The following is a 26,891-nucleotide window of genomic DNA, read 5'->3' on the forward strand; positions in this document are numbered from 1 at the left end:
CTCCCTGCTTTGATGCTTCTACCCGGCGACCAGCCGCCCGAGCGCTTTTTACTTCAAACCACCAGAACATGAACGAGGCAAATCGGCTTCTTGCCCCATTGCTCGTTGATCACCGCCCGCACCGCGCGGCGCACCGATTCCGCGGTCGCATCGGGATCGCGCCGCCGGGCCCGCGGCAGGCTTTCGACGGTCGATACCACCGTATCGAACACGATCTCGTCGATGATCTCGCCGGCCGCATTCTTCTCGGGGACGCCGACCAGATCAACCTCGGGATCGTCGACGAGTTCGCCCTTGTCGGTCATGGCGATCGCCACGAAAGCGCAGCCGGCGAACCCCATCCGCCGCCGCTCGACCACGGCGCGGGATTTGGAATCTTCCAGGATCGCGCCGTCCTTGTAGAGCCGGCCCGACGGCAATTCGTCGATAATGGCAGGATCGCCGGGACCGAGCTTGACCAGATCGCCATTGCGGCAGGTCAGGACCTTCGGCACGGCGGCGGCGCGCGCCAGCTTGGCATGCTCCGCCAAATGCAGCGCCTCGCCATGGACCGGGATCAGGATCTGCGGGCGCACCCATGTGATCATGTCGCGCAGCTCGTCGCGGCGCGGATGGCCGGAGACGTGGACGAGATCGGTGCGGTCGGTGATGACCTCGATGCCCTGCGCCACCAGCCCGTTGATGATGGCTCCGACCGCCTTCTCGTTGCCGGGGATGGTGCGCGAGGAAAAGATCACGCTGTCGCCCTTGTTCAGCGTCACCTGCGGATGGTCGTTGTTGGCGATGCGCGCCAGCGCCGCCCGCGGCTCGCCCTGGCTGCCGGTGCACAGCGCCAGCACCTTGTCCGGCGGAAAGTGGCCGTAATAATCGGCGCCGCGGAAATTCTGCACGCCTTCGAGATAGCCCGTCTCGCGGGCGACCTGCACCACGCGCTCCATGGCGCGGCCGACCACGACCACCTCGCGATCGGCGGCCCTGGCGGCGTCGGCAACCGCCTTGAGGCGGGCGACGTTGGAGGCGAAGGTGGTGACGGCGACGCGGCCCTTGGCACCCTTCACCAGCTTGGCAATGGTGGCAGCGACCTCGGTTTCCGAGGGCGAGCGCCCGTCCCGCACCGCGTTGGTGGAATCGCCGACCAGCGCCAGCACGCCGGTATCGCCAAGTTCACGCAGCCGCCGCTCGTCGGTCGGAAGGCCGATGATCGGCGTCGGATCGATCTTCCAGTCGCCGGTGTGCAGCACGGTGCCGACGGAGGTGTGGATCGCGAGCGCATGCGATTCCGGAATCGAATGCGCGACCGGGATGAATTCGACGGTGAACGGCCCGAGATTGACCCGGCCGCCGGAGGGAACCACCGTCACCGGGATTTTCGGCGGATTGCGCTCGGCGGCGCATTTTGCCTCGAAGAGCGCGGCGCTGAACTTGGTCGCGTAGACCTTGCATTGCAGTTTCGGCCAGAGATCGATGATGGCGCCGAAATGGTCCTCATGGGCGTGCGTCAGCACCAGGCCCATCAGGTTGTTGCGCTCTTTCTCCAGAAAGCTGATGTCGGGCATGATCAGATCGATGCCCGGCAGGTGCTCCTCGTCGCCGAAGGAAACGCCGAGATCGACTGCGAGCCAGGACCGCTGGTGGCGGTTGCCGAGCCCGTAGATCGACAGGTTCATGCCGATCTCGCCGACGCCGCCGAGCGGCGCAAAGGTCAGTTCATCCGGCCGCGCCATCAGGTCGCTCCCAGCGATGCCGCGGTGCCGAAATAGACCTCGCCGGCCGTGATCGGCATGCGCCTGCCCTCCGCCGTGCGGACGATCAGACAGCCGGTTTCATCGATCGTATCGAACGTGCCTTCCACCGTCGCGGTTCCGGTCCGGATCGCGACCGGCTCGCCGACGCCGAAGGCGCGGTCCAGCCAGGCTTTCCGGATCTCACCAAAGCCGCGGCCATTGTCCCAGATGCCGCGGAACTCCACCCACGCCTCCGCCAGCGCCTTGAACAGTTCCTCGGCGCTGACATGGACCCCCAAGGCCGCGAGCGAAGTCGCAGGCGTCGGCGTCCCCTCGGGCGCAGCGACAACATTGGTGCCGATCCCAACCACCACCGCGAGCCGGTTTCCGGCCACCGCTTCGGCTTCCAGCAAGATGCCGGTAAGCTTCTGACGCTCCGCCAGAACGTCATTCGGCCATTTCAACGCGAATTTCAGTGGCTCGGCCCGGCGCATATTGGCCTCGACGGCCAGTTTCTGCAGCGCGCTTTCCAGCGAAAGGCCGGCGGCAAAGCCGAGCGTCGCCGCAACCGCGGGCGAGACGTCCATGACTTCCAGAATGCTGCTGGCGAGGTTGCCGCGCGGCGCGACCCAGGCGCGCTGGCGCCTACCGCGGCCGGCGGTCTGTTCCGTCGTCACGAACCATGTCGGCCCCTGCTCGCCGTCGCGGGCGCGCGCCAAGGCCTCCGCGTTGGTCGACCCGATCTGATCGAAAGCGGCGAGCCTGTAGCCCGCCGAGATGGCTCGGGGTCCGAGCGTAAAGGTCATCCTAAAAGAGCGACTTCGCCGCCGCCGTGGCGACGCTGACCAGCGGCCCCGGATAGACGAAGAAGAAGATGTTGAAGATGCCCGCGACCGCCAGCACCGTGCGCAATTCGATGCGCATCGGCTCGACCTGGCCGGCTGGCTCGTCGAAATACATCAGCTTGACGATGGTGAGATAGTAGAACGCGCCCACCACGCTGGTCAGCACGCCGATGACGGCGAGCGTGAACAGCCCCGCCTTGATCGCGGCAACGAACACGTACCATTTGGCGAAAAAGCCGGCGAGCGGCGGAATGCCGGCCAGCGAGAACAAGAGCATCGCAAAGAAGAACGCCAGCATCGGATTGGTGCGCGAGAGGCCTGCGAAATCGCTGATCTGCTCGACCGGCTGCCCGTTCCGCTTCATGGTCAGGATGACGGCGAAGGAGCCCAGCGTCATCGCGACATAGATCGCGATGTAGATCAGCACGCCCTGCGCGCCCTCCACCGTGCCCGACGCGAGCCCGACCAGCGCAAAGCCCATATGGCCGATCGACGAATAGGCCATCAGGCGCTTGATGTTCTTCTGCCCGATCGCGGCGAACGAGCCCAGCGCCATCGAAGCGATGGCGACGAAGACGAGGATCTGCTGCCATTGCGGAACGATGCCGGGGAACGCGGTGAGCGTCACGCGGGTGAAAACCGCAAGGGCTGCCACTTTCGGCGCCGAGGCAAAGAACGCCGTGACCGGCGTCGGCGCGCCTTCATAGACGTCGGGCGTCCACATGTGGAACGGCACCGCGGAGACCTTGAAGCAGAGGCCAGCCAGCAGGAAGACGAGGCCAAACACGATGCCGACGCTGCCGGTCTTCACGGCGGCCGCAATGCCGGCAAAATCGACCGTGCCAGTGAAGCCGTAAATCAGCGAAGCGCCGTAGAGCAGCATGCCGGAGGACAGCGCGCCGAGCACGAAATACTTCAGGCCGGCCTCGGTGGACTTGGCGTTGTCGCGGTTCGAGGCGGCGACCACGTAGAGCGCGAGCGACATCAACTCGAGCCCGAGATAGAGCATGATCAGGTCGGCGGCCGAGATCAGCACCATCATGCCGAGCGTGGAGAGCAGGACCAGGATCGAATATTCGAAGATGCGCCGCGACGGGTCGGACAGGAACTCCGTCGACAGGATCAGCGTCGCCGCCGAGCCGATGATGGCAAGGACCTTCAGGAAGCGGGCGAAGTCGTCGACGACGAAGCTGCCGCCGAAGGTCGTGAGCTTGCCGGCCGGCAGCATCAGTACCAGCGCGCCGGTGACGACCAGCAGCACCACCGCGAGCGTGGTAACGAGCCGGGTCGTTCCCTCGCCCCGATAGGCGCCGAGCATCAGCAGCGCCATGGCGCCGACCGCGAGCACCAGCTCCGGCAACACCGGCAGCAACTGATAACCTGCACTGGAAAAGCTCATGGCACTCTATTTCCTTGACGCGTTTTCTTCACGCAAACCGGTTCCCACTTCGCTTGAAAACGCTACGTTACTGGACCAGCGCGGCTGCCTTCACGGCAGTCACGGCGGCATTGTAATTGTTGACGAGTTGCTGAACCGAGGCCGCCGACATGTCGAGCACCGGCTTCGGATAGACACCGAACAGGATGGTGAGGAACACCAGCGGAAGCAGCGTCAGGCATTCGCGGGGCGTCAGATCCTTGATGCTGGCGAGCGACGGCTTGGTCAGCGCGCCGAACACCACCTTGCGATAGAGCCACAGCGCGTAAGCAGCCGACAGGATGACGCCGAGGGTGGCAAAGGTCGCGGTCGGGATCGAGACCTTGAAGGTGCCGAGCAGCGTCATGAATTCGCCGACGAAGCCGGAAGTGCCGGGCAGACCGACATTGGCCATGGTGAAGACCATGAACACCATCGCATAGAGCGGCATCCGGTTGACGAGGCCGCCATAGGCGGCGATCTCGCGGGTATGCATGCGGTCGTAGACGATGCCGACGCAGAGGAAGAGCGCGCCGGAGACGATGCCGTGCGACACCATCTGGAACACGCCGCCAGCAACGCCCTGGGTGGTCGCCGCGAAGATACCCATGGTGACGAAGCCCATATGGGCCACCGATGAATAGGCGATCAGCTTCTTGATGTCTTCCTGCATCAAGGCCACCAGCGAGGTGTAGACGATGGCAATCACCGACAGCGAGAAGATCAGCGGCGCGAAGTCATGCGACGCCAGCGGGAACATCGGCAGCGAGAAGCGCAGGAAACCGTAGCCGCCCATCTTCAGCAGGATCGCGGCCAGGATCACCGAGCCCGCGGTCGGCGCCTCGACGTGCGCATCGGGGAGCCAGGTATGCACCGGCCACATCGGCATCTTCACCGCAAAGGAGGCAAAGAACGCCAGCCACGCCCAGGTCTGCAAGGACCGCGGCACCGCGGTTTGCATCAGCGTCGGGATATCGGTCGTGCCGGCATTCCAGTACAGCGCCATGATCGCGAGCAGCATCAGGACCGAGCCGAGCAGCGTGTAGAGGAAGAACTTGAACGACGCATAGACCCGGCGCGGGCCGCCCCAGACGCCGATGATCAGGAACATCGGGATCAGGCCGCCTTCAAAGAACAGATAGAACAGCACGAGATCGAGCGCCGAGAAGGTGCCGACCATCAGCGTTTCCAGGAACAGGAACGCCATCATGTATTCGCGCACGCGGCTGGTGACGGACTTCCAGCTCGCGATGATGCAGAACGGCATCAGCGCCGTGGTCAGGATCACGAACGGCAGCGAGATGCCGTCGACGCCCATGTGATAGGTGATGCCGCTGGCAAGCCAGTTCGCCTTTTCGACGAACTGGAAATCTGCACTGGCGGCATCGAAGCGCCAGACCAGGATCAGCGACACTGCGAAGGTGACCAACGTGGTCCACAGCGCGATCCAGCGCGCATTGCGCCGCGCCGCTTCATCATCGCCGCGGGTGAGGTAGATCGCCACCGCGCCGATGACCGGCAGGAAGGTGACGACCGAAAGGATAGGCCAGGTTGTCATTACTGGCCTCCCAAGCCGAACATGAACCAGGTGATCAGCCCGGCGACACCGATCAGCATCGCGAAGGCATAGTGATAGAGGTAGCCCGTCTGGATCTTCACCACATTGCGGGTGACATCGAGCACGCGCGCCGAGACGCCATCCGGGCCGAAGCCGTCGATGACGAAGCCGTCGCCCTTCTTCCACAGGAAGCGGCCGAGCCACTTCGTCGGGCGGACGAAGATGAGGTCGTACAGCTCGTCGAAGTACCATTTGTTGAGCAGGAACTGGTACAGCATCGGGTGCTCGCGGGCGAGCTGGACCGGAATGTACGGCCGGCGGATGTAAAAGACGTAAGAGATGTAAAGGCCGATCGCCATCATGACCGTCGGCAGCCAGGCGATGGTCTTCGGAATGTGGTGCATCTCGTCGATGATGTGCGGGTGCATCTTCAGCGACTCGCGGAAGAACTCTTCCACGCCGTGACCTGCGAACACTTCCTTGAACGGGTAGCCGGCCAGGATCGATCCGGCGGCGAGGATGCCGATCGGAATCAGTATCCACAGCGGCGCCTCGTGGGCGGCCTCATAATGATGCTGGTCATGCGGTTCGCCGTGGAACGTCTTGAAGATCAAGCGCCACGAATAGAACGAGGTCAGGCCGGCCGCGATTACCGTCATCGCGAAGCCGTAATACGCGAACGGATTGTGCGCGACATAGGCCGACTCGATGATCGCGTCCTTGGAGAAATAGCCCGCAGTCAGCGGGAATCCGGTCAGCGCAAGCGTGCCGATCACCATCACGGCATAGGTGTAAGGGATCTTGCGCCACAGCCCGCCCATGTTGCGGATGTCCTGCTCGTGATGCATCGCGTAGATCACCGAGCCGGACCCCAGGAACAGCAGCGCCTTGAAGAAGGCATGCGTGAACAGATGGAATATGCCGACCGAATAGGCCCCTGCTCCCATCGCCACGAACATGTAGCCGAGCTGCGAACAGGTCGAATAGGCGACGATGCGCTTGATGTCGTTCTGGACGAGGCCGACGGTCGCGGCAAAGAACGCGGTGGTGGCGCCGAAGAACATCACGACGGCCTGCGCGTTGGGCGCCAGTTCGAACAGCGGCGACAGCCGCGCCACCATGAACACGCCGGCGGTGACCATGGTCGCAGCGTGGATCAGCGCGGAGACCGGCGTCGGGCCTTCCATCGCGTCCGGCAACCAGGTGTGCAGCAGGAACTGCGCCGATTTGCCCATCGCGCCCATGAACAGCAGCAGGCAGATCAGGGTCAGTGCATCGGCGTTCCAGCCGAAGAAGTTGATGGTCTTGCCGGTCAGCCCCTGCGCGCCGGCAAAGATGGTCTCGAAGTCGGTGGTCTTGAGCAGCATGAATACGGCGAAGATGCCGAGCGCAAAGCCGAAATCGCCGACGCGGTTGACGATGAACGCCTTGATCGCCGCCGCGTTCGCCGATGGCTTCTGATACCAGAAGCCGATCAGGAGATAGCTGGCGAGACCGACGCCTTCCCAGCCGAAGAAAAGCTGGACCAGATTGTCCGCCGTCACCAGCATCAGCATCGCGAAGGTGAACAGGCTGAGGTAGCCGAAGAAGCGCGGCCGGTACGGGTCCTCGTCCATGTAGCCGATGGAATAGAGGTGCACGAGCGAGGAGACGGTGTTGACCACCACCAGCATCACGGCGGTCAGCGTATCGACGCGCAGCGCCCAGGAAACCTGCAGATCGCCGGAATTGATCCAGGGGAACAGCGCAATCCGGGCGTCGTGGTGCTGGAAGCCGACATCGACCAGCACGATCCAGGACAGCAGCGCCGAAATCATCAGCAGGCCGGTGGTGATCAACTCGGCCGCGCGCGAACCCTGCGCCGGCGGCTCCGAGACATGGTGATCGTCGTGGCCGTGGTCGCCATGGGCAGCCGACGCATGCGCGTGGTCGCCATGACCTTGATCGCCATGCCCGTGGTCGTGATGCTCGACCTCATCGCCGCTCGGATTGCGCGCATGCGCGCCGAACAGCGCGATCAGGCCGGCCAGAATAGCGCCCAGCAGCGGCAGAAAGACGATTGCCTGAACCATAGCCGCTTCAGCCCTTCATCAGATTAACGTCTTCAACCGCGATCGAACCGCGGTTGCGGAAATACACCACCAGCACCGCAAGACCGATCGCGGCCTCCGCGGCCGCGACCGTCAGCACCAAGAGCGCGAACACCTGCCCGACGATGTCGCCGAGGAAGGTCGAGAACGCCACCAGGTTGATGTTGACGGCGAGCAGGATCAGCTCGATCGACATCAGGATGACGATGATGTTCTTGCGGTTCAGGAAGATGCCGAGGATCCCGATCGTGAACAGGATGGCGGCGACCGCGAGATAGTGCCCCAGACCGATCGTCATTTCACCCACTCCGCCGCATCCGAATCCTGCAGCCCCTGCCCGGACGCCACCTTGCGCACGGCCATCGCCAGCTCCGGCGTGCGCGCGTTCTGCACGTTGATGTCCTGCCGCTTGACCTTGGCCTTGTGGCGCAGCGTCAGCACGATCGCTCCGATCATGGCGACCAGCAGCACCATGCCGGCGATCTGGAAGTAATGGATGTACTTCGTATAGAGCACCAGCCCGAGCGCCTCGGTGTTGCTGACATTCATCGGGATCGCCGCCGAGATCTGCTTGGCGGTCTCGGGCTTCATGACCCATCCGCCCGCGACCAGCAGTAGTTCGGCGAGGAAAATGCCGCCAATCACCAGACCGATCGGCAGATACTCGATAAAGCCCTCGCGCAGCTCGGTGAAATCGACGTCGAGCATCATGATCACGAACAGGAACAGCACGGCGACCGCGCCGACATAGACCACGATCAGCATCATGCCGAGGAATTCGGCGCCCATCAGCACGAACAAGCCCGAGGCGTTGACGAAGGCCAGGATCAGATACAGCACGGAGTGCACGGGATTGCGCGACACAATCACCATGACCGCCGAGGCCACGCAGACGCCGGCAAAGAGATAGAAGAAGAGCGCGGGAAGGATCATGCGAATGGCCCTCTCGTCATTCCGGGGCACGCGAAGCGTGAACCCGGAATCGCGAGATTCCGGATCTGGTCCTTCGGACCATCCCGGAATGACGTTGAAATCTGGATCATGCCCTCACCTCACCGGTACGGCGCGTCGAGCTCGATTGCTTTCGCAATCTCGCGTTCCCAGCGATCGCCATTGGCGAGCAGCTTGGCCTTGTCATAGTAGAGTTCCTCGCGGGTCTCGGTCGCGAATTCGAAATTCGGCCCTTCGACGATGGCGTCCACCGGGCAGGCTTCCTGGCACAGCCCGCAATAGATGCATTTCACCATGTCGATGTCGTAGCGCACCGTGCGGCGGGTGCCGTCGTTGCGGCGCGGGCCGGCCTCGATCGTGATCGCCTGCGCCGGGCAGATCGCCTCGCACAGCTTGCAGGCGATGCAGCGCTCCTCGCCGTTCGGATAGCGGCGCAGCGCGTGCTCGCCACGGAAACGCGGCGAGATCGGTCCCTTCTCGAATGGATAGTTCAGCGTCGGCTTCGGCTTGAAGAAATAGCGCATGGCGAGAAAGAACGCCGATACGAATTCGCTCAAGAGAAGCCCGCGGGCCGTTGCGTTGACGTTGACACTCATGATGGCCTCACTTCGGCGCGATGCCGGCGAATTGCAGCACACCGGCGACGATCACCACCGCCGCCAGCGACAGCGGCAAGAACACCTTCCAGCCGAGCCGCATCAGTTGATCGTAGCGGTAGCGCGGCACGATCGCCTTTGCCATCGCGAACATGAAGAACATGAAGAACAGCTTTAGCGCGAACCAGACCACCCCCGGTATCCAGGTGAACGGCGGCAGCGCCACCGGCGGCAGCCAGCCGCCGAGGAACATGATCGTCGCCAGCGCGCACATCGTGGTGATCGCGACATATTCGCCGAGCATGAACAGCAGATACGGTGTCGAGCCGTATTCGGTCATGAAACCCGCGACCAGCTCGGATTCCGCTTCCACCAGGTCGAACGGCGGGCGGTTGGTCTCGGCCAGCGCCGAGACGTAGAACACCACGAACATCGGGAACAGCGGCCACACATACCAGTTCAGGATAGTAAGCTGCGGCAGGCCGATCAGGCTGGCGAAGCCGCGGGTATTCTGCGCTTCCACCACGGCCGAGAGATTGAGCGAGCCGGCGCACAGCAGCACCGTGATGATGACAAAGCCTATCGAGACTTCGTAGGACACCATCTGCGCGGCCGAGCGAAGCGCAGCCAGGAACGGGTATTTCGAGTTCGACGACCAGCCGGCCATGATGATGCCGTAGATCGACAGCGACGAGATCGCGAAGATGTAGAGCACGCCAACATTGATGTCCGAGATCACCCAGCCGAGATCCATCGGGATCACGGCCCAGGCGGCCAGCGCCAGCACGCAGGACACCAGCGGCGCCAGCAGGAACACGCCCTTGTTGGAGCCGGAGGGAATGACCGGTTCCTTCAGGACGAACTTCAAAAGATCGGCGAAGGATTGCAGCAGGCCCCAGGGGCCGACCACGTTGGGGCCGCGACGGATCTGCACCGCCGCCCAGATCTTGCGGTCGGCGAGCAGGATGTAGGCGATCGCGATCAGGAGCACGACGAGCAGCAGGACGCTCTGCGCGACCATCACGATCAGCGGCCAGAGAAAACCGGTCCAGAACGGGCTTGCGAACAAATCAGCCATCAGATCACGCTCACTCCGCTGCCGTCAGCATTCGCCCGGCCGCCAGCCGGGAACATTCCGCCATCACCGCCGAGGCCCGTGCGATCGGGTTGGTCAGGTAGAAATCCTCGACGGACGATTTCAGCGGGCTCTTGTCGACCTTGCCGCTCTTGCCCGCCAGCGCCTTGACCTGCTCGGCCTTGCCGGGCTCGATCTGGTCGATCCGCATCAGGTGCGGCACGGCCTTGAACAGCGCCTGGCGCAATGCCCCGAGCGAGTCATAGGGCAGCTTCTTGCCGATCACATCCGACAGCGCCCGCGCAATCGCCCAGTCCTCGCGTGCTTCCCCGGGCGGGAATGCCGCGCGGGCGGCGATCTGCGCCCTGCCCTCGGTGTTGACGAAGAGGCCGGATTTCTCGGTATAGGCCGCGCCCGGCAGGATGACATCGGCGCGATGGGCGCCGCGATCCCCATGGGTGCCAATATACACCACGAACGTGCCGTCCGGCACCTTCACCTCGTCGGCGCCGAGCAGGAACAGCACGTCGAGCGTGCCGAAGGTCGTCATCTGCGCCAGGGTCAGCCCGGCCTTGCCAGCCGAAAAGCCGATGTCGAGCGCGCCCGCGCGCGAGGCGGTGTCCTGCAGCACGGCAAAGCCGTTCCAGCCGTCCTTGAGCGCGCCGACGCCCGTCGCGACCTTGGCTGCCAGCGCCAGCGCTTCGGCGCCGTCATGCCGCGACAGCGAGCCGGCGCCGACCAGCACGATCGGGTGCTTGGCGCCCTTCAGCACCTCGATGAAAGAATGCTTGCCGCTGGCGAGGTCGTTGAGCGTATCGGTGCCCGCGCCGAGATAGTCGTAATCATAGGTGAGATCGGCCTTGGCGCCGACCAGCGCGACCTTGAGCTGGCCGGTGCGCCAGCGCTTGCGGATGCGCGCGTTGAGCACGGCGGCTTCCTTGCGCGGATTGGCGCCGATGATCAAGAGCGCATCGGCCTGCTCGATCCCGGCAATGGTCGGGTTGAAGATGTATGTCGCGCGGCCGAGCTTCGGGTCGAAGGCGTCGCCGCCCTGCACCGCCAGGTTGGTCGAACCATATTGTCCCAGCAGATCCTTGAACGCGAACATCTCTTCGACCGCGGCGAGATCGCCGGCAATGGCGCCGATGCGCTTGCCGTCGCTCATCTTCACCTTGGCCGCAACAGCCGCGAAGGCCTCCTGCCACGACGCGGGGCGGAGCTTGCCGTTGTCGCGGATATAGGGCCGGTCGAGCCGCTGCGTGCGCAGGCCGTCGACGACGTGGCGGGTCTTGTCGGAAATCCATTCCTCGTTCACGGCCTCGTTGATGCGCGGCAGGATGCGCATCACTTCGCGGCCGCGGGTGTCGACACGGATCGCAGAGCCCACGCCATCCATGACGTCGACCGACTGCGTCTTGCCAAGCTCCCACGGACGCGCGGCAAAGGCATAAGGCTTCGAGGTCAGCGCGCCCACCGGGCAGATATCGACGAGATTGCCCTGCAGCTCGGATGTCAGCGCCTGCTCCAGATAGGTCGTGATCTCCATGTCCTCGCCGCGGCCGGTCGCGCCCATTTCCGGGGCGCCGGCGACTTCCGCGGAGAAGCGGACGCAGCGCGTGCACTGGATGCAGCGGTTCATCGAGGTCTTGACCAGCGCGCCAAGATACTTGTCCTCGACCGCGCGCTTGTTCTCGGCGAAGCGCGAGGTGTCGACGCCATAGCCCATCGCCTGGTCCTGCAGATCGCACTCGCCACCCTGGTCGCAGATCGGGCAATCCAGCGGGTGGTTGATCAGCAGAAATTCCATCACGCCTTCGCGTGCCTTCTTCACCATCGGCGAACGCGTCGAGATTTCCGGCGGCTCGCCCTTCGGACCCGGTCGGCAGTCGCGCACGCCCCAGGCGCAGCTTGCGACCGGCTTCGGGCCGCCCTTCACCTCGACGAGGCACATCCGGCAATTGCCGGCGATCGACAGCCGCTCGTGGTAGCAGAAGCGCGGAATTTCGGCGCCCGCGGCCTCGCACGCCTGCAGCAGCGTGAATTCTGCGGGTACATCGATCTCTTTGCCGTCGATGATGAGTTTGGTCATTGCGGTCTCAGGTCTTTCCCAGCTTGCAGTCTGGCGGTGTAACGCTGGCGGTCTTCAGCGACGTCTTGATCCATTGCTGGGTCTCGGCGCCATAGGTGGCGAGATAGGCCGGCTGCGCCGCGTTCTTCTCGCACAGGAACGGCAGATGCGGCTTCATGTCGTAATCGCAGGAGGCCAGCCACTCGCGCTTTCCCGCGAACGCACCGATCGCTTCCTCGCAGGCGTAAAGGAAGTAGGTGACGAAGCTCTCATACTGCACCTGCTCGTCGCGGCCGCTAGCCTTGATCTTCTCATAGTCCGGCTGCGCGAATTTCGGATTCTTGAACGCCAGATCGGTGTAGCCCAGGAACGCTTGCCGCGCGCTGGACGCGCGATTACCGGTGCGGATTTCGTTGATCTGGAACAGGATCGCAACAAAGCCGAGCAGCGCCACGGTCGCCTGCGCCATCTGCGCAAGCGTCCCGTATCTCTGCCACCAGAAGCTCGGTTGCGACATCGCGATCACTCAGCTGCAACCATGTTCACGGGATCGCGCACACCGATATCGTCGATGTCGGCCTTGTGCGAGTACTGGGCGATCCGCTCCTCGATCTCATGCCGGAAATGCGCAATCAGGCCCTGGATCGGCCACGCCGCGGCGTCGCCGAGGGCGCAGATCGTGTGTCCCTCGACCTGCTTCGTCACCTCCAGCAGCATGTCGATTTCGCGCTTGTGGGCGCGGCCCTCGGCCATGCGCGACAGCACGCGCCACATCCAGCCTGTGCCCTCACGGCACGGCGTGCACTGGCCGCAGCTCTCATGCTTGTAGAAATAGGAGATGCGCGCGATCGCCCGGATCAAATCGGTCGATTTATCCATCACGATGACAGCGGCGGTGCCGAGGCCGGAGCGCAGCTTGCTGAGGCTGTCAAAATCCATCGGCGTGTCGATGATCTGCTCGGCCGGCACCATGCGCACCGACGAGCCGCCGGGGATCACGGCTTTCAGATTGCCCCAGCCGCCGCGAATGCCGCCGCAGTGACGCTCGATCAGTTCGCGGAACGGAATTCCCATCGCCTCTTCGACGTTGCAGGGCCGCTCGACATGACCGGAGACGCAGAACAGTTTGGTGCCGACATTGTTGGGCCGGCCGATCGCGGCGAACCACGCCGCGCCGCGGCGCAGGATGTCGGGGGCGACCGCGATGGATTCGACGTTGTTGACGGTGGTCGGGCAGCCATAGAGGCCGACATTGGCCGGGAATGGCGGCTTCAGCCGCGGCTGGCCCTTCTTGCCTTCGAGGCTTTCCAGCAGCGCGGTTTCTTCGCCGCAGATATAGGCGCCGGCGCCGTGCGCGACATAGATGTCGAACGGCCAGCCATTAAGGTTATCCTTGCCGACCAGCTTCGCATCATAGGCCTGGTCGATCGCGGCCTGCAGGCGCTCGCGCTCGCGGATGAATTCGCCGCGCACATAGATGTAGCAGGCATGCGCGTTCATCGCGAAGCTTGCCAAGAGGCAACCTTCCACGAGCAGATGCGGATCGTGCCGCATGATCTCGCGGTCCTTGCAGGTGCCGGGCTCGGACTCGTCGGCGTTGACGACCAGATAACTCGGCCGCCCATCGGTGGATTCCTTGGGCATGAACGACCATTTCAGCCCGGTTGGGAAACCCGCGCCGCCGCGCCCGCGCAGGCCGGAGGCCTTCATCTCGTTGATGATCCAGTCGCGGCCCTTGTCGATGATCGCCTTGGTGCCGTCCCACGCGCCGCGGCGGCGCGCGCCCTCCAGCCCCCAATCGTGGAGGCCGTAGAGGTTCTTGAAGATGCGATCCTTGTCGTCGAGCATGACTTGAAGCTTCCTAGGGGATCAACGTTTGGACTGCGCGTAGGCCAACCCTGCGGCGCATCCGCCGAAGGTCAGCGCCCACAACAGGCTGGATTCGAGCGTGTTGTTCAGCCCGTAACGCTGCAGCAGAAAGATGAATGCCGCCGCCGCGACGGCGTGCATGCCGATATAGCGCCAGTTCTTCATCGCGCTGCCCCTTCCCGGCCCGCTTACGGGCAAAGTGCCGTTACGCATCATGTGGACTCCTTCAGCGTCGTCGGCCCGCCTGCCGGCGCCGAAAACTGACGGTCGATCTGCGGTCCCGGCTTCGGCGGATTGCCCGACGCGAAGCCGTCCAGCACCTTGCCGAAGGTTTCCTTGGTCAGATCTTCGTAGGTGTCCTTCCAGATCTGCACCATCGGCGCATTCACGCAGGCGCCGAGGCACTCGACCTCTTCCCAGCTGAAATTGCCGTCCTTCGACAGATGGAAGGGATCGTGATGGATGCGGCTCTGGCACACCTTGATGATGTCTTCGGCGCCGCGCAGCCGGCACGGCGTGGCGCCGCAGACCTGCACATGGGCCTTCTTGCCGACCGGCTGGAGCTGGAACATGGTGTAGAAGGTCGCCACTTCCAGCACGCGGATGTAGGGCATATCGAGCATGTCAGCGACCACACGGATCGCGGCCTCCGAAACCCAGCCCTCATTCTGCTCCTGCGCGCGCCACAGGATCGCGATCACGGCCGACGCCTGACGGCCCGGCGGATACTTGGTGATCTGCGCCTTGGCCCAGGCGAGATTCTCGTCCGTGAACGCAAAGCTTGCGGGCTGCAATTCCTTCGGTGCGAGGCGGCGGACGGACATCGTTCAGTCTCTCATTGCACGCGGCGCGCGGCTTTCGCATTGAGCGCATCGATCCGGGCGAGCCAGAATGCACTTGCGGTGCCGAACACGTTGTAGCCGACATGGGTTGAAACCTTGATCCGATCTAGAATCGAAAGGTCGGTCACGGTTTCAAGGCGATGGCTGCGCGGATCGTAGACGATCAGCTTCAGCGATTGATCGAGGATGTAGCGCGAGACGGTATGCTTGGGGTCGTTGCCGTGCTCTTCGCACAAGAGCACGCTGTCGGCCTGCATCAGCCGCGCGCCGCCCTTCATGGCTTCGATCTCGACGCCCTCGACGTCGAGCTTGATCAGGTATTTGCCGCCGGGGGCGACCTTGCCGTCATCGAGCAGATTGTCGAGCGCGATGACGGGCACCTCCTCGCCTGCCGACTGGTCGCCGGCGATGCTGAAGGCCTCGTGCTTGGTGCCTGATAGACGCGCGGTCCCGCGCGCAGCGCCGATCGCGCATTTCATGACTTCGAAACGGTTGCCATTGATTTTGGCGTTGTTGGCAAGCTTCGGAAAATTCTGCCCCGACGGCTCGATCGCAATCGCCTTGTGCGACCCGAACGGCTTGCTCGACACCAAGACCGACCAGTAGCCGTAATTGGCGCCGCAATCGAGCAGCGTGTAGTCGACGTCGGCGGAATCCTGAAACAGCAGTTCGAGTTCGTTCTCGTAACTGTAGGTGCGGTTGAGCAGCTTGCTCCAGTAGCCGTCGCCATAGGGAAACTCGAAGGTGGCGTCGGGATTGAGTTTGATCTGGATGCCGCGCTCCGGCAGTGTCGTGCGCAACAGGTTGGCGCACATGTTGTAGCCGCGGTGCGAGAAATTCGACGCCACCTTCGACCCCAGCACCAGCGCAAGCGCGGCCAAACGCTCCCATGCGTTCGCACCCTCGAGTACGCCCGAAGCCCGGTCAAACTGGATGGGCGCCTGCGCCATCACCGATCGACCTCTCCGAACACGATGTCGAGCGAGCCGAGGATCGCCGAGACGTCGGCGAGCAGATGTCCCTTGCAGATGTGATGCATCGCCTGCAGATGGGCAAAACCCGGCGCGCGGATCTTGCACTTGTAGGGCTTGTTGGTGCCGTCGGAGACCAGATAGACGCCGAACTCGCCCTTCGGCGCCTCGACCGCGGCATAGACCTCGCCGGCCGGCACGCGCATGCCCTCAGTGTAGAGCTTGAAGTGGTGGATGAGCGCTTCCATCGAACGCTTCATCTCGCCGCGGCGGGGCGGCGCGATCTTGTTGTCCTCGACGACGACCGGCCCCTGACCGTCCGGCGCGCGCAGCTTCGCGATGCACTGCTTCATGATGCGCACGGACTGACGCATCTCTTCCATGCGGATCAGATAGCGGTCATAGCAGTCGCCGTTCTTGCCGATCGGGATGTCGAAATCCATCTCGTCGTAGCACTCATAGGGCTGCGCCTTGCGCAGGTCCCACGCCGCGCCCGAGCCGCGCACCATCACGCCGGAGAAACCCCACTCCCAGGCCTCCTTCAGCGACACCACGCCGATATCGACGTTGCGCTGCTTGAAGATGCGGTTGCCGGTCAGGAGCGTTTCGAGATCGGCGACCACCTGCAGGAACGGGTCGCACCAGGCCTCGATGTCGTCGATCAGCTTCGGCGGCAGGTCCTGATGCACGCCGCCGACGCGGAAATAGGCCGCGTGCATGCGCGAGCCGGAGGCGCGCTCGTAAAACACCATCAGCTTTTCGCGCTCTTCAAAGCCCCACAGCGGCGGGGTCAGCGCGCCGACGTCCATCGCCTGCGTGGTGACGTTGAGCAGATGCGACAGGATGCGGCCGATTTCGCAGTACAGCACGCGGATCAGTTGCCCGCGGCGCGGCACCGCGATGCCGAGCAGCTTTTCCGCCGCGAGACAGAAGGCATGCTCCTGATTCATCGGCGCGACGTAGTCGAGCCGGTCGAAATAGGGGATCGCCTGCAAATAGGTCTTCTGCTCGATCAGCTTTTCCGTGCCGCGATGAAGCAGGCCGATATGTGGATCGACGCGCTCGACGACTTCGCCGTCCAATTCAAGGACGAGACGCAACACGCCGTGCGCCGCAGGATGCTGCGGCCCGAAGTTGATGGTGAAATTGCGAAGATTCTGTTCGTTCATGGTCAGGCCTTCGGCTCCGCCTTCTCATCGCCCGGCAGCGGATAATCGGCGCCTTCCCATGGCGAGAGGAAATCGAATTTGCGGAATTCCTGGTTGAGACGGACGGGTTCGTAGAGCACCCGCTTCTCCTGGTCGTCGTAGCGGACCTCGACGAAGCCGGTCAGCGGGAAATCCTTGCGCAGTGGATGACCGTCGAAGCCGTAATCGGTCAGGAGCCGCCGCATGTCGGGATGGCCGGTGAAGATCACGCCATAGAGATCGTAGGCTTCTCGCTCGAACCAGTCGGCGCCGGGAAACACGTCGATGATCGAGGGCACCTGCGTGTTCTCGTCGGCCTCGGCGCGAACGCGGATGCGCTCGTTCAGCGTCGGCGACAGCAGGTGATAGACGACATCGAAACGCTTCTCGCGGCCGGGGTAATCCACCGCGGTCACGTCGGTGATGTTGACGAAGCGCAGCGCCGGATCATCGCGCAGGTATTTTGCGACCTCGACGATCCTGGTCGCATCAACCGTAATGGTGAGCTGGTTGAACGCGACCGCATGGGCGCTGGCCGCGCCGCCAAGCGCGCTAACAATCGTCTGCCCAAGGGCCTCGAGCTTGCCGTCGTCCATTACCTAAAACCTTAGCGTTCGATGGTCCCGATGCGCCGGATCTTCTTCTGCAGCAGCAGCACGCCGTAGAGCAGCGCTTCCGCCGTCGGCGGGCAGCCGGGCACGTAAATGTCGATCGGCACGATGCGGTCGCAGCCGCGCACGACCGAGTAGGAATAGTGATAGTAGCCGCCGCCGTTGGCGCATGATCCCATCGAGATCACGTAGCGCGGCTCGGGCATCTGGTCGTAGACCTTACGCAGCGCCGGCGCCATCTTGTTGGTCAGCGTGCCTGCGACGATCATGACGTCGGACTGCCGCGGCGAAGCGCGCGGGGCAAAGCCGAACCGCTCGACGTCGTAGCGCGGCATCGACACCTGCATCATCTCGACCGCGCAGCACGCGAGGCCGAACGTCATCCACATCAACGAGCCGGTGCGCGCCCAGGTGATCAGGTCGTCGGCGGCGGCGACGAAGAAGCCCTTGTCCGAAAGCTCGTGGTTGACCTCGAGGAAGAACGGATCGTTGGCCCCGACCGGCTTGCCGGTCGAGGGATCGAGAATGCCCTTCGGCGCCTGCGCAATATCAGGCGAAGAGCCGCGGGTTGCTGTCGGGCTCAATCCCATTCGAGCGCGCCTTTCTTCCACTCATAAGCAAAGCCGACCGTGAGGACGGCGAGAAACACCATCATCGACCAGAAGCCGGTGGCTCCCAGCTTGCCGAACGCGACCGCCCACGGGAACAGGAACGCCACTTCGAGGTCGAAGATGATGAAGAGGATCGCGACCAGGTAGAAGCGCACGTCGAACTTCATGCGGGCGTCGTCGAATGCGTTGAATCCGCATTCATAGGCGGAGAGCTTTTCCGGATCCGGCTGCTGGAACGCGACCAGGAACGGGGCGATCAGGAGTGCCAGACCGATCAGGCTCGCCACTCCGATAAACACGACAAGTGGAAGGTAATCTTGCAGGATGCCGGTCATCGGCGGTGCCTTTTCCTGCGGTTTCGAGGGCCGCAGATTCGTTGATTGGAATTATTCTTGCCTTAGCGCAGCGCAACAGAGGGCGCAAGACAAGCCGCCCTGACGCCCAAGCCCGCCCCCGATGCGTTGGCAGAACACCAAAAAGTGTTGCGTTCCTGCCTCTCCCGACCAACGCAAGGCGGGCGGCATGGTGCCCGCATTTTCAGTTCAAATCCTTCTCATCGGCGAGCATCTGGGCGGCCGTATCCGTGAGCCGATCGATCTGGTCGAGCAGCACCGCCAGCTCGTCCTTGCCGAGCTGTTCCAGGAGGCGCCGGTTGCGCTCCTGCGAGCCGGCCACAATCGCGTCATGGGCCGCCAGCCCCGCCTTGGTCAGGCAAACCAGCGTCTCGCGGTTGTCCTGCGGATTGACCTCCTTGGCGACCAGCTTGCGCGCGACCAGTTCCGCCAGCGCCCGGCTGATCTGCCCCTTGTCCATGCCGACCGCTTCGGCGAGCCGGATAACACTCATCGGCGGCCGGCGGCCCAGCGAAGCCACCAGGCCGAATTCCACCGAGGACAGCCCTGTCAGCCGCTTGTAACGGAGGATCGCACCGCGCTTGAGCAGGTTCGCCAGCACCATCAGCCGCGATGACATCATCGCGGTAATCGGCGCCAGCTCCGCGGCGTCATCGGCCGCAGGTAATGACGCGGTTTGCTTTCCCAGCTTCCGGCTCATTGCAAACCTCTGCCAACAAAGCGGCCTGGTGCCAAGACCGTGTAGCAAGACCATCGCACATGGCCCGCGCGGATAAGACCATCGAATAGGGTCATCGGATAAGCCAATCGAAAAATCGTTGACATTGTCATCTATTACGCTTTCACTCCCTGGAATAGTTCAACGACCGCGGCGCCAATGCCGTGGCGGGAGGAAACGGGATGACCATCACGCAGCGGGATCGCGATCTCGGGACTGGTTACGCCATGAAGCCGTCCACCACGCGGACCGAGCTGACCTCGGTCGGCCGCGGCACGCCGATGGGCGAACTGTTACGGCGCTACTGGCACCCCGTCGGCCTCGTATCCGACGCCACCGATATCCCCAGAAAAGTGCGCGTGCTCGGCGAGGACCTGGTGCTGTTTCGCGACAAGCACGCCCGCGCCGGCCTGCTCCACGCCCGCTGCTGCCATCGCGGCACCACGCTCTACTACGGCAAGGTCGAGGAAGACGGCATCCGCTGCTGCTATCACGGCTGGAAATTCGACACCGAGGGCCATTGCCTCGAACAGCCCTGCGAGCCCGAGGGCGGCCTGTTCAAGGACAAGGTGCGGCAGCCCTGGTATCCCCTGCAGGAGCGCTACGGCCTGATCTTCGCCTATCTCGGACCATCAGAGAAAAGGCCGGCGTTGCCGCGCTACGAATGCCTGGAGAAGATGGACGACGGTGAGTTCGTCGAGGCCGATGATTCCTCGATCGGCGGCGGCGGCCCCGCAATCATTCCCTGCAACTGGCTGCAGCATTTCGAGAACGTGGTCGATCCCTACCACGTGCCGGTGCTGCACGGATCGTTCTCGGGCCCGCAGTTCACCAACATGATGGCCTCGATGCCGGAGGTGAAGTTCGAGATGTCGTCGCGCGGCGTCACCGTGCGCTCGATCCGGCATCAGGACGACGGCAAAGTGTTTTACCGCGTGACGGAAGCCGCCCTCCCCACGCTGCGCGTGGTGCCCAACCCGCGCGTGGGGCAATTCGCGCGCGTCGAATCGATCGGCTGGACGCTGCCGATCGACGATACGTCGTTCCGTATTTATGTCGCCGGCCGCGTGAAGACATCAGGCGATATCGGGCGGATGCGTTCCAAATTCAATGGAAAATTCTGGTGGGACATGACCGAACGGGAGCACCAGCAATTCCCCGGCGATTACGAGGCGCAGGTCGGCCAGGGCCCGGTGACGCTGCATTCGGAAGAACATTTCGGCCAGAGCGACCGCGGCATCCTGATGATCCGGCGGATGCTGAGTGATCAACTCGCGGCGATGGCCGCGGGGCGCGATCCCATCGGCGTCTCGTTTGAGCAAAACGCGCCGCCGATTGAATTCGAGGCAGGGAATTTCATTCGCGACGCCTGAGCCGCCCGGCTCGGCAACAATAAAAAATCCAGGGGGAAGCATGGTCGACGTCGCACCGCAGGCGGCCGCTCAGGTCGAATCCGCTACAAGGCCGTCGCTCCGGCGCTATTATGTGCTGGCGCTATTGACCGTCGTCTATGCGCTGAACTTCCTCGATCGCACCATTTTCAACGTCCTGATCGAGCCGATCAAAAAGGAGTTTGCGCTCAGCGACACCACGATGGGGCTGCTCGCCGGCTTCGGCTTCGTACTATTCTATTCGCTGCTCGGCATCCCGATCGCGCGCATCGCCGACCGCTATAACCGCCGCAACATCGTGACGATCGCGCTGGCGTTCTGGAGCGCGATGACGGTGTTTTGCGGCATGGCGCAGAGCGTTGCGCTGCTGGCGCTGGCGCGTATCGGCGTCGGCATCGGCGAATCCGGTGGCACGCCGGCCTCGCAGTCAATCATCGCCGATCTCTTCAGCAAGAACGAGCGGCCGCGCGCGCTCGGCATCTTTGCCATCGGCACCTATCTCGGCGTCTTCCTTGGCTATTTCATCGGCGGCTACGTCAACCAGTACTACGGCTGGCGGATGGCGTTTTACACCGCGGGCCTGCCCGGCCTCGCGCTCGCCGCAGTGCTGTGGCTGACGGTCTCCGAGCCGAAGCGCGGGGCGATGGCGGAAACGTTCACGCCGGAGCCGCTCGGGCCGACGCTCGGCTTCCTCGCCTCGCAGCGGACTTTCGTGATCCTGCTCGTCGGCTTCTGCCTGACCACCTACACCAATTACGCGACCTCGGCCTGGATCCCGCCGTTCCTGGCGCGGGTGCATCATCTGTCGAGCGCGGAGATCGGCACCTATGCCGGCACCTTCAAGGGACTGTGCGGCATCGCCGGCACGCTGCTCGGCGGAATCATCGTGGCCCAGATCGGCCGGCGCGACGATCGCTGGAAATTGTGGGCACCCGCGATCACCTCGGGCCTCGCCGGCCCGGTGTTTGCCGTTTGCATGCTGACGCCGGACTTCGCCACCATGGTGGTGACGCTGGCGGCGACCTCCTTCCTCGCCGGCTTCCAACTCGGCCCGATCTTTGCGATCGCGCAGACCGTCGCCAAGCCGAGCATGCGGGCGCTAGCCTCGGCGATCATGCTGCTGATGGCGGCCGGATTCGGCCAGGGCGTGGGCCCGCTCGCGGTCGGCATGCTCAATGACGCGCTCAGGGGTGACTTTGGCGCCCACGCCGTGCGCTATTCGCTGCTCTCCGCCGCCGTCACCAGTGTGCTCGGGGCGCTGCTCTTCATCTGGGCGGCGCGGTCGATCCGGGGCGACATCGAGCGGGCGAGTTGATCCGGCTCGCCCCACCCTCTTCCCACTGTTTTAATTACTGTTTTTGTCGTGACTGGTCGCCGCTGCGCGCGCATCGATGCCGCCGGCATGACCTGTATGTGATCTACATCACGGATGATCTGGCAGAAAATCGGCGAAAAATCGGCTGAATGAAACCATTTTGCCGAAACCGCGAAACGATCCTGAAACACACGCGGCGTACTTCTCTCGCCAACACAGGATGCCAAAGGCGTCCGGGAGGCATTAGATGAACCACTCATTTCACTCGGCAGATCGCGCCACCCATTTGAAGATCGTGGTCGTCGCCTTGGTCGCAGGCATCGCGGTTGCGGCGTTTGGCATTTCCGCCCGGACCGGCGCGGATTACAGCCAGACCGCCCAGGTCGTGAAGGCCGGCAAGCCGGTGGTTGTCACCAGCTCGAGCACCTCGACGGTCCGTTAAGCGGTATCGATGTTACTGGAATAAAAATGGCCGCCTTCGGGCGGCCTTTTTGTTTGCAGCGGTCTTAGGAGACCAGCATCAAGCCATTGAAAAATGGCGCGAGAGACGGGACTCGAACCCGCGGCCTCCGCCGTGACAGGGCGGCGCTCTAACCAACTGAGCTACTCCCGCGGATGCCGTAATCAGATCCTGATCCGCGCAGAACCGAGGGCATAAAGGCCCGCTCCCGCTTAGTCAAGGACGTTGCGAATAGCTGCGTGAGACAGGGGTTTCCGCGATTTCGATGCAAATTGCCGCCTGTTTCCGGGCAAAACGGCATAGGCAGCGATCTGCCGAATCGTCTAAGGCCAGTGACGTCCGGGTTTCCTGAAACCTTCCCGCACTGATCGTGCGGAATCCCGGGGTTACAGGTCACCACGCACACTGCATTTTTTTCGGCGCGGACCGGCATTCAACCACGCTCAAGCCGTTCAACTATCGAGGAGGGCCATATATGGCAAAAAAAGCGGCGTCTCCAGCCACCATCACACTCAAGCATCTGGCGGCGGCGCTCGCCGAGGAACATGACCTGTCGAAAAAGGCCGCCGAGGCGATCCTGACCGACATGGTCGGCAAGATTACAAAGCACCTGAAGAAGGGCGAGCGTATCCGTATCGTTGGGCTCGGCATCCTCCAGGTCCGCAAGCGCGCCGCCCGCACCGGGCGCAACCCCGCCACCGGCGAGCCGATCCAGATCAAGGCCAGCAAGAAGGTCGCGTTCCGCGCCGCCAAGGAACTCAAGGAAGCCGTCTGATCTGACGCACCCTCCGATCTGACCAGAAGCGCCATTCCGGCGGGGACCCGGAACGGCGCTTTTCTGTTATAGAGCGCTCTCCCTGCTCATCTTTCTGGGATCGTCATGCTGCCCACGCCCCTCACCTTCACCCACGATGTCACCGAACGCTTCCTGCGCTATGTCGTGATCGACACCCAGTCCGATCCGACTTCGCCAACCTGCCCGTCCACCGAGAAGCAGAAGAATCTGGGCCGCCTGCTGGCGTCGGAACTGCAGGCGCTGGGGCTTAGGGATGCCCATCTCGACGAGCACGGCTATGTCTACGCGACGATCCCGGCCAATACCGACAAGAAGGTCCCGGTGATCTGCTTCTGCTCGCACATGGACACGTCGCCGGACTGCACCGGCGCCAACGTCAAGCCGCAGATCGTAAAGGGTTACCGCGGCGGCGACATCGTGCTGCCGGCCGATCCCACGCAAGTGATCCGTACCGCCGACCATCCCGCGCTCGCCGACCAGGTCGGCCATGACATCATCACGTCAGACGGCACCACCTTGTTGGGCGCCGACAACAAGGCCGGCCTCGCCGAGATCATGGATGCGGCGCGCTTCCTGATCGAGAATCCGCACGTCAAGCACGGCACCATCAAGATCCTGTTCACGCCGGATGAAGAGATCGGCCGCGGCGTCGACAAGGTCGACCTGAAAAAGCTCGGGGCCGACTTCGCCTATACGATGGATGGCGAAAACGCCGGGAATATCGAGGACGAAACTTTTTCGGCCGACGGCGCCACCATCACCATCGAGGGCGTCTCGACCCATCCAGGCTTTGCCAAGGGCAAAATGGAGCACGCGATGAAGATCGCCGCCGCCATCATCGACCGCCTGCCCAAGGACACCTGCTCGCCGGAAACGACTGAAGGCAAGGAAGGCTTTTTACATCCGATCGGCATATCCGGGCAGTTGGAGAAAGCCACCATCGGCTTCATCGTCCGCGATTTCACCGATCAGGGCTTGAGGGAAAAGGAGGCCCTGCTCGAAGGCATCGTCAAGGACGTGATGAAGGCCTATCCGCGCTCGACTTACCGGATGGAGGTCAAGCAGCAATACCGCAACATGAAGCAGGTGATCGACCGCCACCCGGAGACCGTCGACTACGCCATCGAGGCCATCAAACGCGCCGGGCTAAATCCGGTGCGCAGCTCGATCCGCGGCGGCACCGACGGCTCGCGACTGTCCTTCATGGGCCTGCCCTGCCCCAACATCTTTGCCGGCGAACACGCCTTCCACTCGCGGCTGGAATGGGTGAGCCGCCAGGACATGGAGAAGGCAGCCGAGACCATCGTGCATCTGGCGATGATCTGGGAAGAGCGGGCCAAGTAATCGTCGCTCCGCTCTCTCCCCGTCATTGCGAGCGCAGCGAAGCAATCCATCTGTCAGCGCACGCGGAAGCATGGATTGCTTCGTCGCTTCGCTCCTCGCAATGACGATGTGGCGCCATGAGTGCGCTCATTCGCCCTACGACGCTCGCGCCGTTACGATCCACACCGACGCCGGCAGCAGCACCGCATCGCCCTTCGCAAAGGGCGTCAGCGCTTCACGAATGGAAGCAGCGGCGGCGACGCGAAGTTCTTCCGGCTGCCCCTCCAGCGCCCGGCTTACCGGACCAATCTCCAGCGCCCCCTGCACCGCGCCGTCGAGGCCGCGGCCGATCGCAGCGTCCAGCAATAGCGGGCATGCTTCCATCTCGACGCCTGTAAAACCAGCCTCGCCGAGGATTCGGCGAACCCGCGTCTCGGAGGCGAACGCAAACGGCCCGGGATCTTCCGGCCCAATCTGCGGCAGCTTCGGCACGTGCTTATAGGCGGCCATCAGCGGCGCCATGAAGAACGGATTTTCGCGCGGCTCGCGCCAGCACGCGAACGCCAGCCGGCCCGACGGCTTCAGCGCCTTTCGCATGTTGGCAAACGACAGCGCCGGATCGGCGAAGAACATCACGCCGAACCGCGAGGCCAGCACATCGAAGCTTTCGGGATCGAACGGATAGACGGTGGCATCGGCCAGCGCGAAATCGATCGGCAGGTCCTTCGGCGCGCTCTGCCGCGCCCGCTCCAGCATCGGACCCGATATGTCGATGCCGAACACATGACCCGACGGCGCGACCTTTTGCGCGAACGCAATCGCGGTCGCACCGCTGCCGCAGCCGACGTCGATCACGCGTTCGCCCGGCTTCAGCTGCGCCCGATCCGCAACAAGATCGGCCACCGGCTTGAGCAGCACATCCTGCGCCGCCTGCCGATCCGCCCAGCGCTGTCCGGCGGGGCCGTTCCAGTAGGCGACTTGATCCGCGTTTTGATCGTGCGTTTTCAGGTTATCCATTCGTGCTCCCGGGAGGAAAATCTCGACAAAATCATATGATCAAAGATCCTTCCGGACAAGAACGCCCCCACAGGCATTGCAAGCGGCAGCAGCTTGCAACTCACGTCAGACGCGTGGGCCGTAACGCGGAATTAATCTCGTCAGCCTATAGTCTCAGCAGTTCTAGTTGGTTGTCGCGTAAAGGAGCCCTCGCATGGGACGATCCAGCGACGGCTCCTTTTTTGTTTCACTCTTTTGAGGTTGATGCACGTGACCAACACAACGGAAACACAGGGCCAAACCGAACAACCCGAAGCCATGACACCGATCAAGCAAAAGAGCCGGAAGTCGGTTGTGGCGCTGGCGATCCTCGCTCTTGGAATAAACACCGCTGCGGCCGTTCATACACTGGCGCCTGATCTTGATCTGCAGAATATCAGCAGCTTGCCGGATATCAGTCGTTGGGCCGAACTGCTTCCGCACCCGAAAGCTTCCGATCCAATGCAGGATCCGACGGTCGCCACATTGAAGGATATTCAGTCGGCCCAGCAGCAACACGTTGCCTCGCTGCAAGAGAATAATTCCTTGTTGCAGCAAAATGCAGCCCTGCTTCAGCAGGATTCGATTTCGCTTGCTTCCTTGCGACAGAGCGTCGTGGATGAGCAGGTCATTGTGAAGAAAATATCTTCTCAGATAGCGGATGAGCATGAAGACGTGAAGAAGATCTCTGCCAAGATCTCCACGCTCATTGCGAAGGTCGACTCGCTGCAGAATGCAATAAGCCCGGAAGTCACTTCCTCCATCTCGACAAGGCGCGCTCAAAACCGAATGTCGCGGGTAGTGCGCAAAAAGATGGTTCAGCAGTCTAAACCAGTGGGACCTGTTTCGCTCGGAGGAGCCCCGCTGAGTCCCCCGGCTACCACGCCAGCCCCTCAAGGCTAAAGAACCAGAGAGCGAGGCGCGGGGCCTTGGTCCCGCGCCTGGTTCTTGTGGAAACGTCCAGACGCAGTTAACCGGCGAAACATGAGCGCCGGTTTTTTGCTGGCCTGGCGAAGAACCGCACCTGCACTGCCATGCGGTGAACGTCGCGCCGAAGCGCGCGTTCCGTCTTATCGGTTTGGATG

The 26,891-nt window shown here is 63.2% G+C and carries 27 protein-coding genes and 1 tRNA gene; 6 read left to right on the forward strand and 22 right to left on the reverse strand.

Translation table 11 applies throughout. The features are described 5' to 3' along the window. Nucleotides 1–53: 53 nt before the first annotated feature. From LMTR21_RS22270 to LMTR21_RS22365, 20 genes are all read right to left on the reverse strand, one after another. Complete coding sequence (locus LMTR21_RS22270) at nucleotides 54–1,724, reverse strand: ribonuclease J (protein WP_065750675.1); 1,671 nt, start codon at nucleotides 1,722–1,724, stop codon at nucleotides 54–56. Next, on the reverse strand, nucleotides 1,724–2,530 hold the full coding sequence (locus LMTR21_RS22275; protein WP_065750674.1) for a biotin--[acetyl-CoA-carboxylase] ligase: 807 nt from the start codon (nucleotides 2,528–2,530) through the stop codon (nucleotides 1,724–1,726). The genes LMTR21_RS22270 and LMTR21_RS22275 overlap by 1 nt, the downstream gene beginning before the upstream one ends. 1 nt (nucleotide 2,531) lies before the next feature. Then, complete coding sequence (gene nuoN / locus LMTR21_RS22280) at nucleotides 2,532–3,968, reverse strand: NADH-quinone oxidoreductase subunit NuoN (protein ID WP_065750673.1); 1,437 nt, start codon at nucleotides 3,966–3,968, stop codon at nucleotides 2,532–2,534. Nucleotides 3,969–4,035: 67 nt separating this feature from the next. Beyond that, nucleotides 4,036–5,544, reverse strand: a complete 1,509-nt coding sequence (locus tag LMTR21_RS22285; RefSeq protein WP_065750672.1) for an NADH-quinone oxidoreductase subunit M — start codon at nucleotides 5,542–5,544, stop codon at nucleotides 4,036–4,038. Continuing rightward, nucleotides 5,544–7,616 carry an NADH-quinone oxidoreductase subunit L gene (gene nuoL / locus LMTR21_RS22290; RefSeq protein WP_065750671.1) on the reverse strand — a complete coding sequence of 691 codons (2,073 nt, stop codon included), beginning with the start codon at nucleotides 7,614–7,616 and terminating at the stop codon, nucleotides 5,544–5,546. The genes LMTR21_RS22285 and nuoL overlap by 1 nt, the downstream gene beginning before the upstream one ends. A gap of 7 nt (nucleotides 7,617–7,623) precedes the next feature. After that, on the reverse strand, nucleotides 7,624–7,932 hold the full coding sequence (nuoK, locus tag LMTR21_RS22295) for an NADH-quinone oxidoreductase subunit NuoK (RefSeq protein ID WP_057840508.1): 309 nt from the start codon (nucleotides 7,930–7,932) through the stop codon (nucleotides 7,624–7,626). Beyond that, complete coding sequence (locus LMTR21_RS22300; RefSeq protein ID WP_065750670.1) at nucleotides 7,929–8,567, reverse strand: NADH-quinone oxidoreductase subunit J; 639 nt, start codon at nucleotides 8,565–8,567, stop codon at nucleotides 7,929–7,931. The genes nuoK and LMTR21_RS22300 overlap by 4 nt, the downstream gene beginning before the upstream one ends. A 119-nt stretch (nucleotides 8,568–8,686) precedes the next feature. Continuing rightward, nucleotides 8,687–9,181 carry an NADH-quinone oxidoreductase subunit NuoI gene (gene nuoI / locus LMTR21_RS22305; RefSeq protein ID WP_065750669.1) on the reverse strand — a complete coding sequence of 165 codons (495 nt, stop codon included), beginning with the start codon at nucleotides 9,179–9,181 and terminating at the stop codon, nucleotides 8,687–8,689. 7 nt (nucleotides 9,182–9,188) lie between these two features. Further along, nucleotides 9,189–10,259 carry an NADH-quinone oxidoreductase subunit NuoH gene (gene nuoH, locus LMTR21_RS22310; protein ID WP_065750668.1) on the reverse strand — a complete coding sequence of 357 codons (1,071 nt, stop codon included), beginning with the start codon at nucleotides 10,257–10,259 and terminating at the stop codon, nucleotides 9,189–9,191. Between the two features lie 10 nt (nucleotides 10,260–10,269). Further along, complete coding sequence (nuoG, locus tag LMTR21_RS22315) at nucleotides 10,270–12,345, reverse strand: NADH-quinone oxidoreductase subunit NuoG (RefSeq protein WP_065750667.1); 2,076 nt, start codon at nucleotides 12,343–12,345, stop codon at nucleotides 10,270–10,272. A 7-nt stretch (nucleotides 12,346–12,352) separates the two neighbouring features. Then, on the reverse strand, nucleotides 12,353–12,841 hold the full coding sequence (locus LMTR21_RS22320; RefSeq protein WP_141688079.1) for a hypothetical protein: 489 nt from the start codon (nucleotides 12,839–12,841) through the stop codon (nucleotides 12,353–12,355). A 5-nt stretch (nucleotides 12,842–12,846) separates the two neighbouring features. Continuing rightward, the gene (gene nuoF / locus LMTR21_RS22325) at nucleotides 12,847–14,172 is read right to left on the reverse strand and encodes an NADH-quinone oxidoreductase subunit NuoF (protein WP_065750665.1); all 1,326 of its coding nucleotides are present in this window, start codon (nucleotides 14,170–14,172) and stop codon (nucleotides 12,847–12,849) included. Nucleotides 14,173–14,193: 21 nt separating this feature from the next. After that, nucleotides 14,194–14,406: a hypothetical protein gene (locus LMTR21_RS22330; protein WP_065750664.1), complete on the reverse strand. Its 213-nt coding sequence runs from the start codon at nucleotides 14,404–14,406 to the stop codon at nucleotides 14,194–14,196. Further along, the gene (gene nuoE / locus LMTR21_RS22335; RefSeq protein ID WP_065750663.1) at nucleotides 14,406–15,017 is read right to left on the reverse strand and encodes an NADH-quinone oxidoreductase subunit NuoE; all 612 of its coding nucleotides are present in this window, start codon (nucleotides 15,015–15,017) and stop codon (nucleotides 14,406–14,408) included. Before nuoE ends, LMTR21_RS22330 begins: the two co-directional genes overlap by 1 nt. Before the next feature lie 11 nt (nucleotides 15,018–15,028). After that, nucleotides 15,029–15,985 (reverse strand): FkbM family methyltransferase, encoded by a 957-nt coding sequence (locus tag LMTR21_RS22340; RefSeq protein WP_065750662.1) that lies wholly within the window; start codon nucleotides 15,983–15,985, stop codon nucleotides 15,029–15,031. Further along, nucleotides 15,985–17,175 (reverse strand): NADH-quinone oxidoreductase subunit D, encoded by a 1,191-nt coding sequence (locus LMTR21_RS22345; protein ID WP_065750661.1) that lies wholly within the window; start codon nucleotides 17,173–17,175, stop codon nucleotides 15,985–15,987. Before LMTR21_RS22345 ends, LMTR21_RS22340 begins: the two co-directional genes overlap by 1 nt. 2 nt (nucleotides 17,176–17,177) lie before the next feature. Beyond that, nucleotides 17,178–17,789 (reverse strand): NADH-quinone oxidoreductase subunit C, encoded by a 612-nt coding sequence (locus LMTR21_RS22350; RefSeq protein WP_065750660.1) that lies wholly within the window; start codon nucleotides 17,787–17,789, stop codon nucleotides 17,178–17,180. An 11-nt stretch (nucleotides 17,790–17,800) separates the two neighbouring features. Next, nucleotides 17,801–18,394 carry a NuoB/complex I 20 kDa subunit family protein gene (locus LMTR21_RS22355; RefSeq protein ID WP_065750659.1) on the reverse strand — a complete coding sequence of 198 codons (594 nt, stop codon included), beginning with the start codon at nucleotides 18,392–18,394 and terminating at the stop codon, nucleotides 17,801–17,803. Further along, nucleotides 18,385–18,750: an NADH-quinone oxidoreductase subunit A gene (locus tag LMTR21_RS22360; protein ID WP_065750658.1), complete on the reverse strand. Its 366-nt coding sequence runs from the start codon at nucleotides 18,748–18,750 to the stop codon at nucleotides 18,385–18,387. The genes LMTR21_RS22355 and LMTR21_RS22360 overlap by 10 nt, the downstream gene beginning before the upstream one ends. A 202-nt stretch (nucleotides 18,751–18,952) precedes the next feature. Then, the gene (locus LMTR21_RS22365) at nucleotides 18,953–19,468 is read right to left on the reverse strand and encodes a MarR family winged helix-turn-helix transcriptional regulator (RefSeq protein WP_065750657.1); all 516 of its coding nucleotides are present in this window, start codon (nucleotides 19,466–19,468) and stop codon (nucleotides 18,953–18,955) included. Nucleotides 19,469–19,668: 200 nt separating this feature from the next. On the opposite strand from LMTR21_RS22365, the gene LMTR21_RS22370 reads away from it, so the two are divergent. The 3 genes from LMTR21_RS22370 to LMTR21_RS22380 all read left to right on the forward strand — a co-directional run bounded on the left by LMTR21_RS22370 (nucleotide 19,669) and on the right by LMTR21_RS22380 (nucleotide 22,634). Further along, nucleotides 19,669–20,859, forward strand: coding sequence for an aromatic ring-hydroxylating dioxygenase subunit alpha (locus LMTR21_RS22370; protein ID WP_065750656.1), 1,191 nt, complete (start codon nucleotides 19,669–19,671; stop codon nucleotides 20,857–20,859). Between the two features lie 40 nt (nucleotides 20,860–20,899). Further along, nucleotides 20,900–22,192: a spinster family MFS transporter gene (locus LMTR21_RS22375; RefSeq protein ID WP_065750655.1), complete on the forward strand. Its 1,293-nt coding sequence runs from the start codon at nucleotides 20,900–20,902 to the stop codon at nucleotides 22,190–22,192. A 247-nt stretch (nucleotides 22,193–22,439) separates the two neighbouring features. After that, the gene (locus tag LMTR21_RS22380; RefSeq protein ID WP_057840492.1) at nucleotides 22,440–22,634 is read left to right on the forward strand and encodes a hypothetical protein; all 195 of its coding nucleotides are present in this window, start codon (nucleotides 22,440–22,442) and stop codon (nucleotides 22,632–22,634) included. 94 nt (nucleotides 22,635–22,728) lie between these two features. On the opposite strand, the gene LMTR21_RS22385 is transcribed toward LMTR21_RS22380, so the two are convergent. Beyond that, nucleotides 22,729–22,805: transfer RNA gene (locus tag LMTR21_RS22385), tRNA-Asp, on the reverse strand. 322 nt (nucleotides 22,806–23,127) lie between these two features. On the opposite strand from LMTR21_RS22385, the gene LMTR21_RS22390 reads away from it, so the two are divergent. Both LMTR21_RS22390 and pepT read left to right on the forward strand, forming a co-directional pair. Beyond that, nucleotides 23,128–23,427, forward strand: coding sequence for an HU family DNA-binding protein (locus tag LMTR21_RS22390; RefSeq protein WP_057840491.1), 300 nt, complete (start codon nucleotides 23,128–23,130; stop codon nucleotides 23,425–23,427). A 105-nt stretch (nucleotides 23,428–23,532) separates the two neighbouring features. Continuing rightward, nucleotides 23,533–24,792 carry a peptidase T gene (pepT, locus tag LMTR21_RS22395; RefSeq protein ID WP_065750654.1) on the forward strand — a complete coding sequence of 420 codons (1,260 nt, stop codon included), beginning with the start codon at nucleotides 23,533–23,535 and terminating at the stop codon, nucleotides 24,790–24,792. A 135-nt stretch (nucleotides 24,793–24,927) separates the two neighbouring features. Here the strand turns inward: pepT and LMTR21_RS22400 are convergent, their stop codons facing one another. Next, entirely contained in the window at nucleotides 24,928–25,788 is an 861-nt protein-coding gene (locus tag LMTR21_RS22400; RefSeq protein WP_065750653.1) for a class I SAM-dependent methyltransferase, read from the reverse strand. A gap of 243 nt (nucleotides 25,789–26,031) precedes the next feature. Here LMTR21_RS22400 and LMTR21_RS22405 point away from each other — a divergent pair, with 243 nt between their 5' ends. Then, nucleotides 26,032–26,709 carry a hypothetical protein gene (locus tag LMTR21_RS22405; RefSeq protein ID WP_084030396.1) on the forward strand — a complete coding sequence of 226 codons (678 nt, stop codon included), beginning with the start codon at nucleotides 26,032–26,034 and terminating at the stop codon, nucleotides 26,707–26,709. Nucleotides 26,710–26,891 lie beyond the last annotated feature (182 nt).

The organism is Bradyrhizobium paxllaeri (assembly GCF_001693515.2).
GTDB classification, from domain to species: Bacteria; Pseudomonadota; Alphaproteobacteria; order Rhizobiales; family Xanthobacteraceae; genus Bradyrhizobium; species Bradyrhizobium paxllaeri.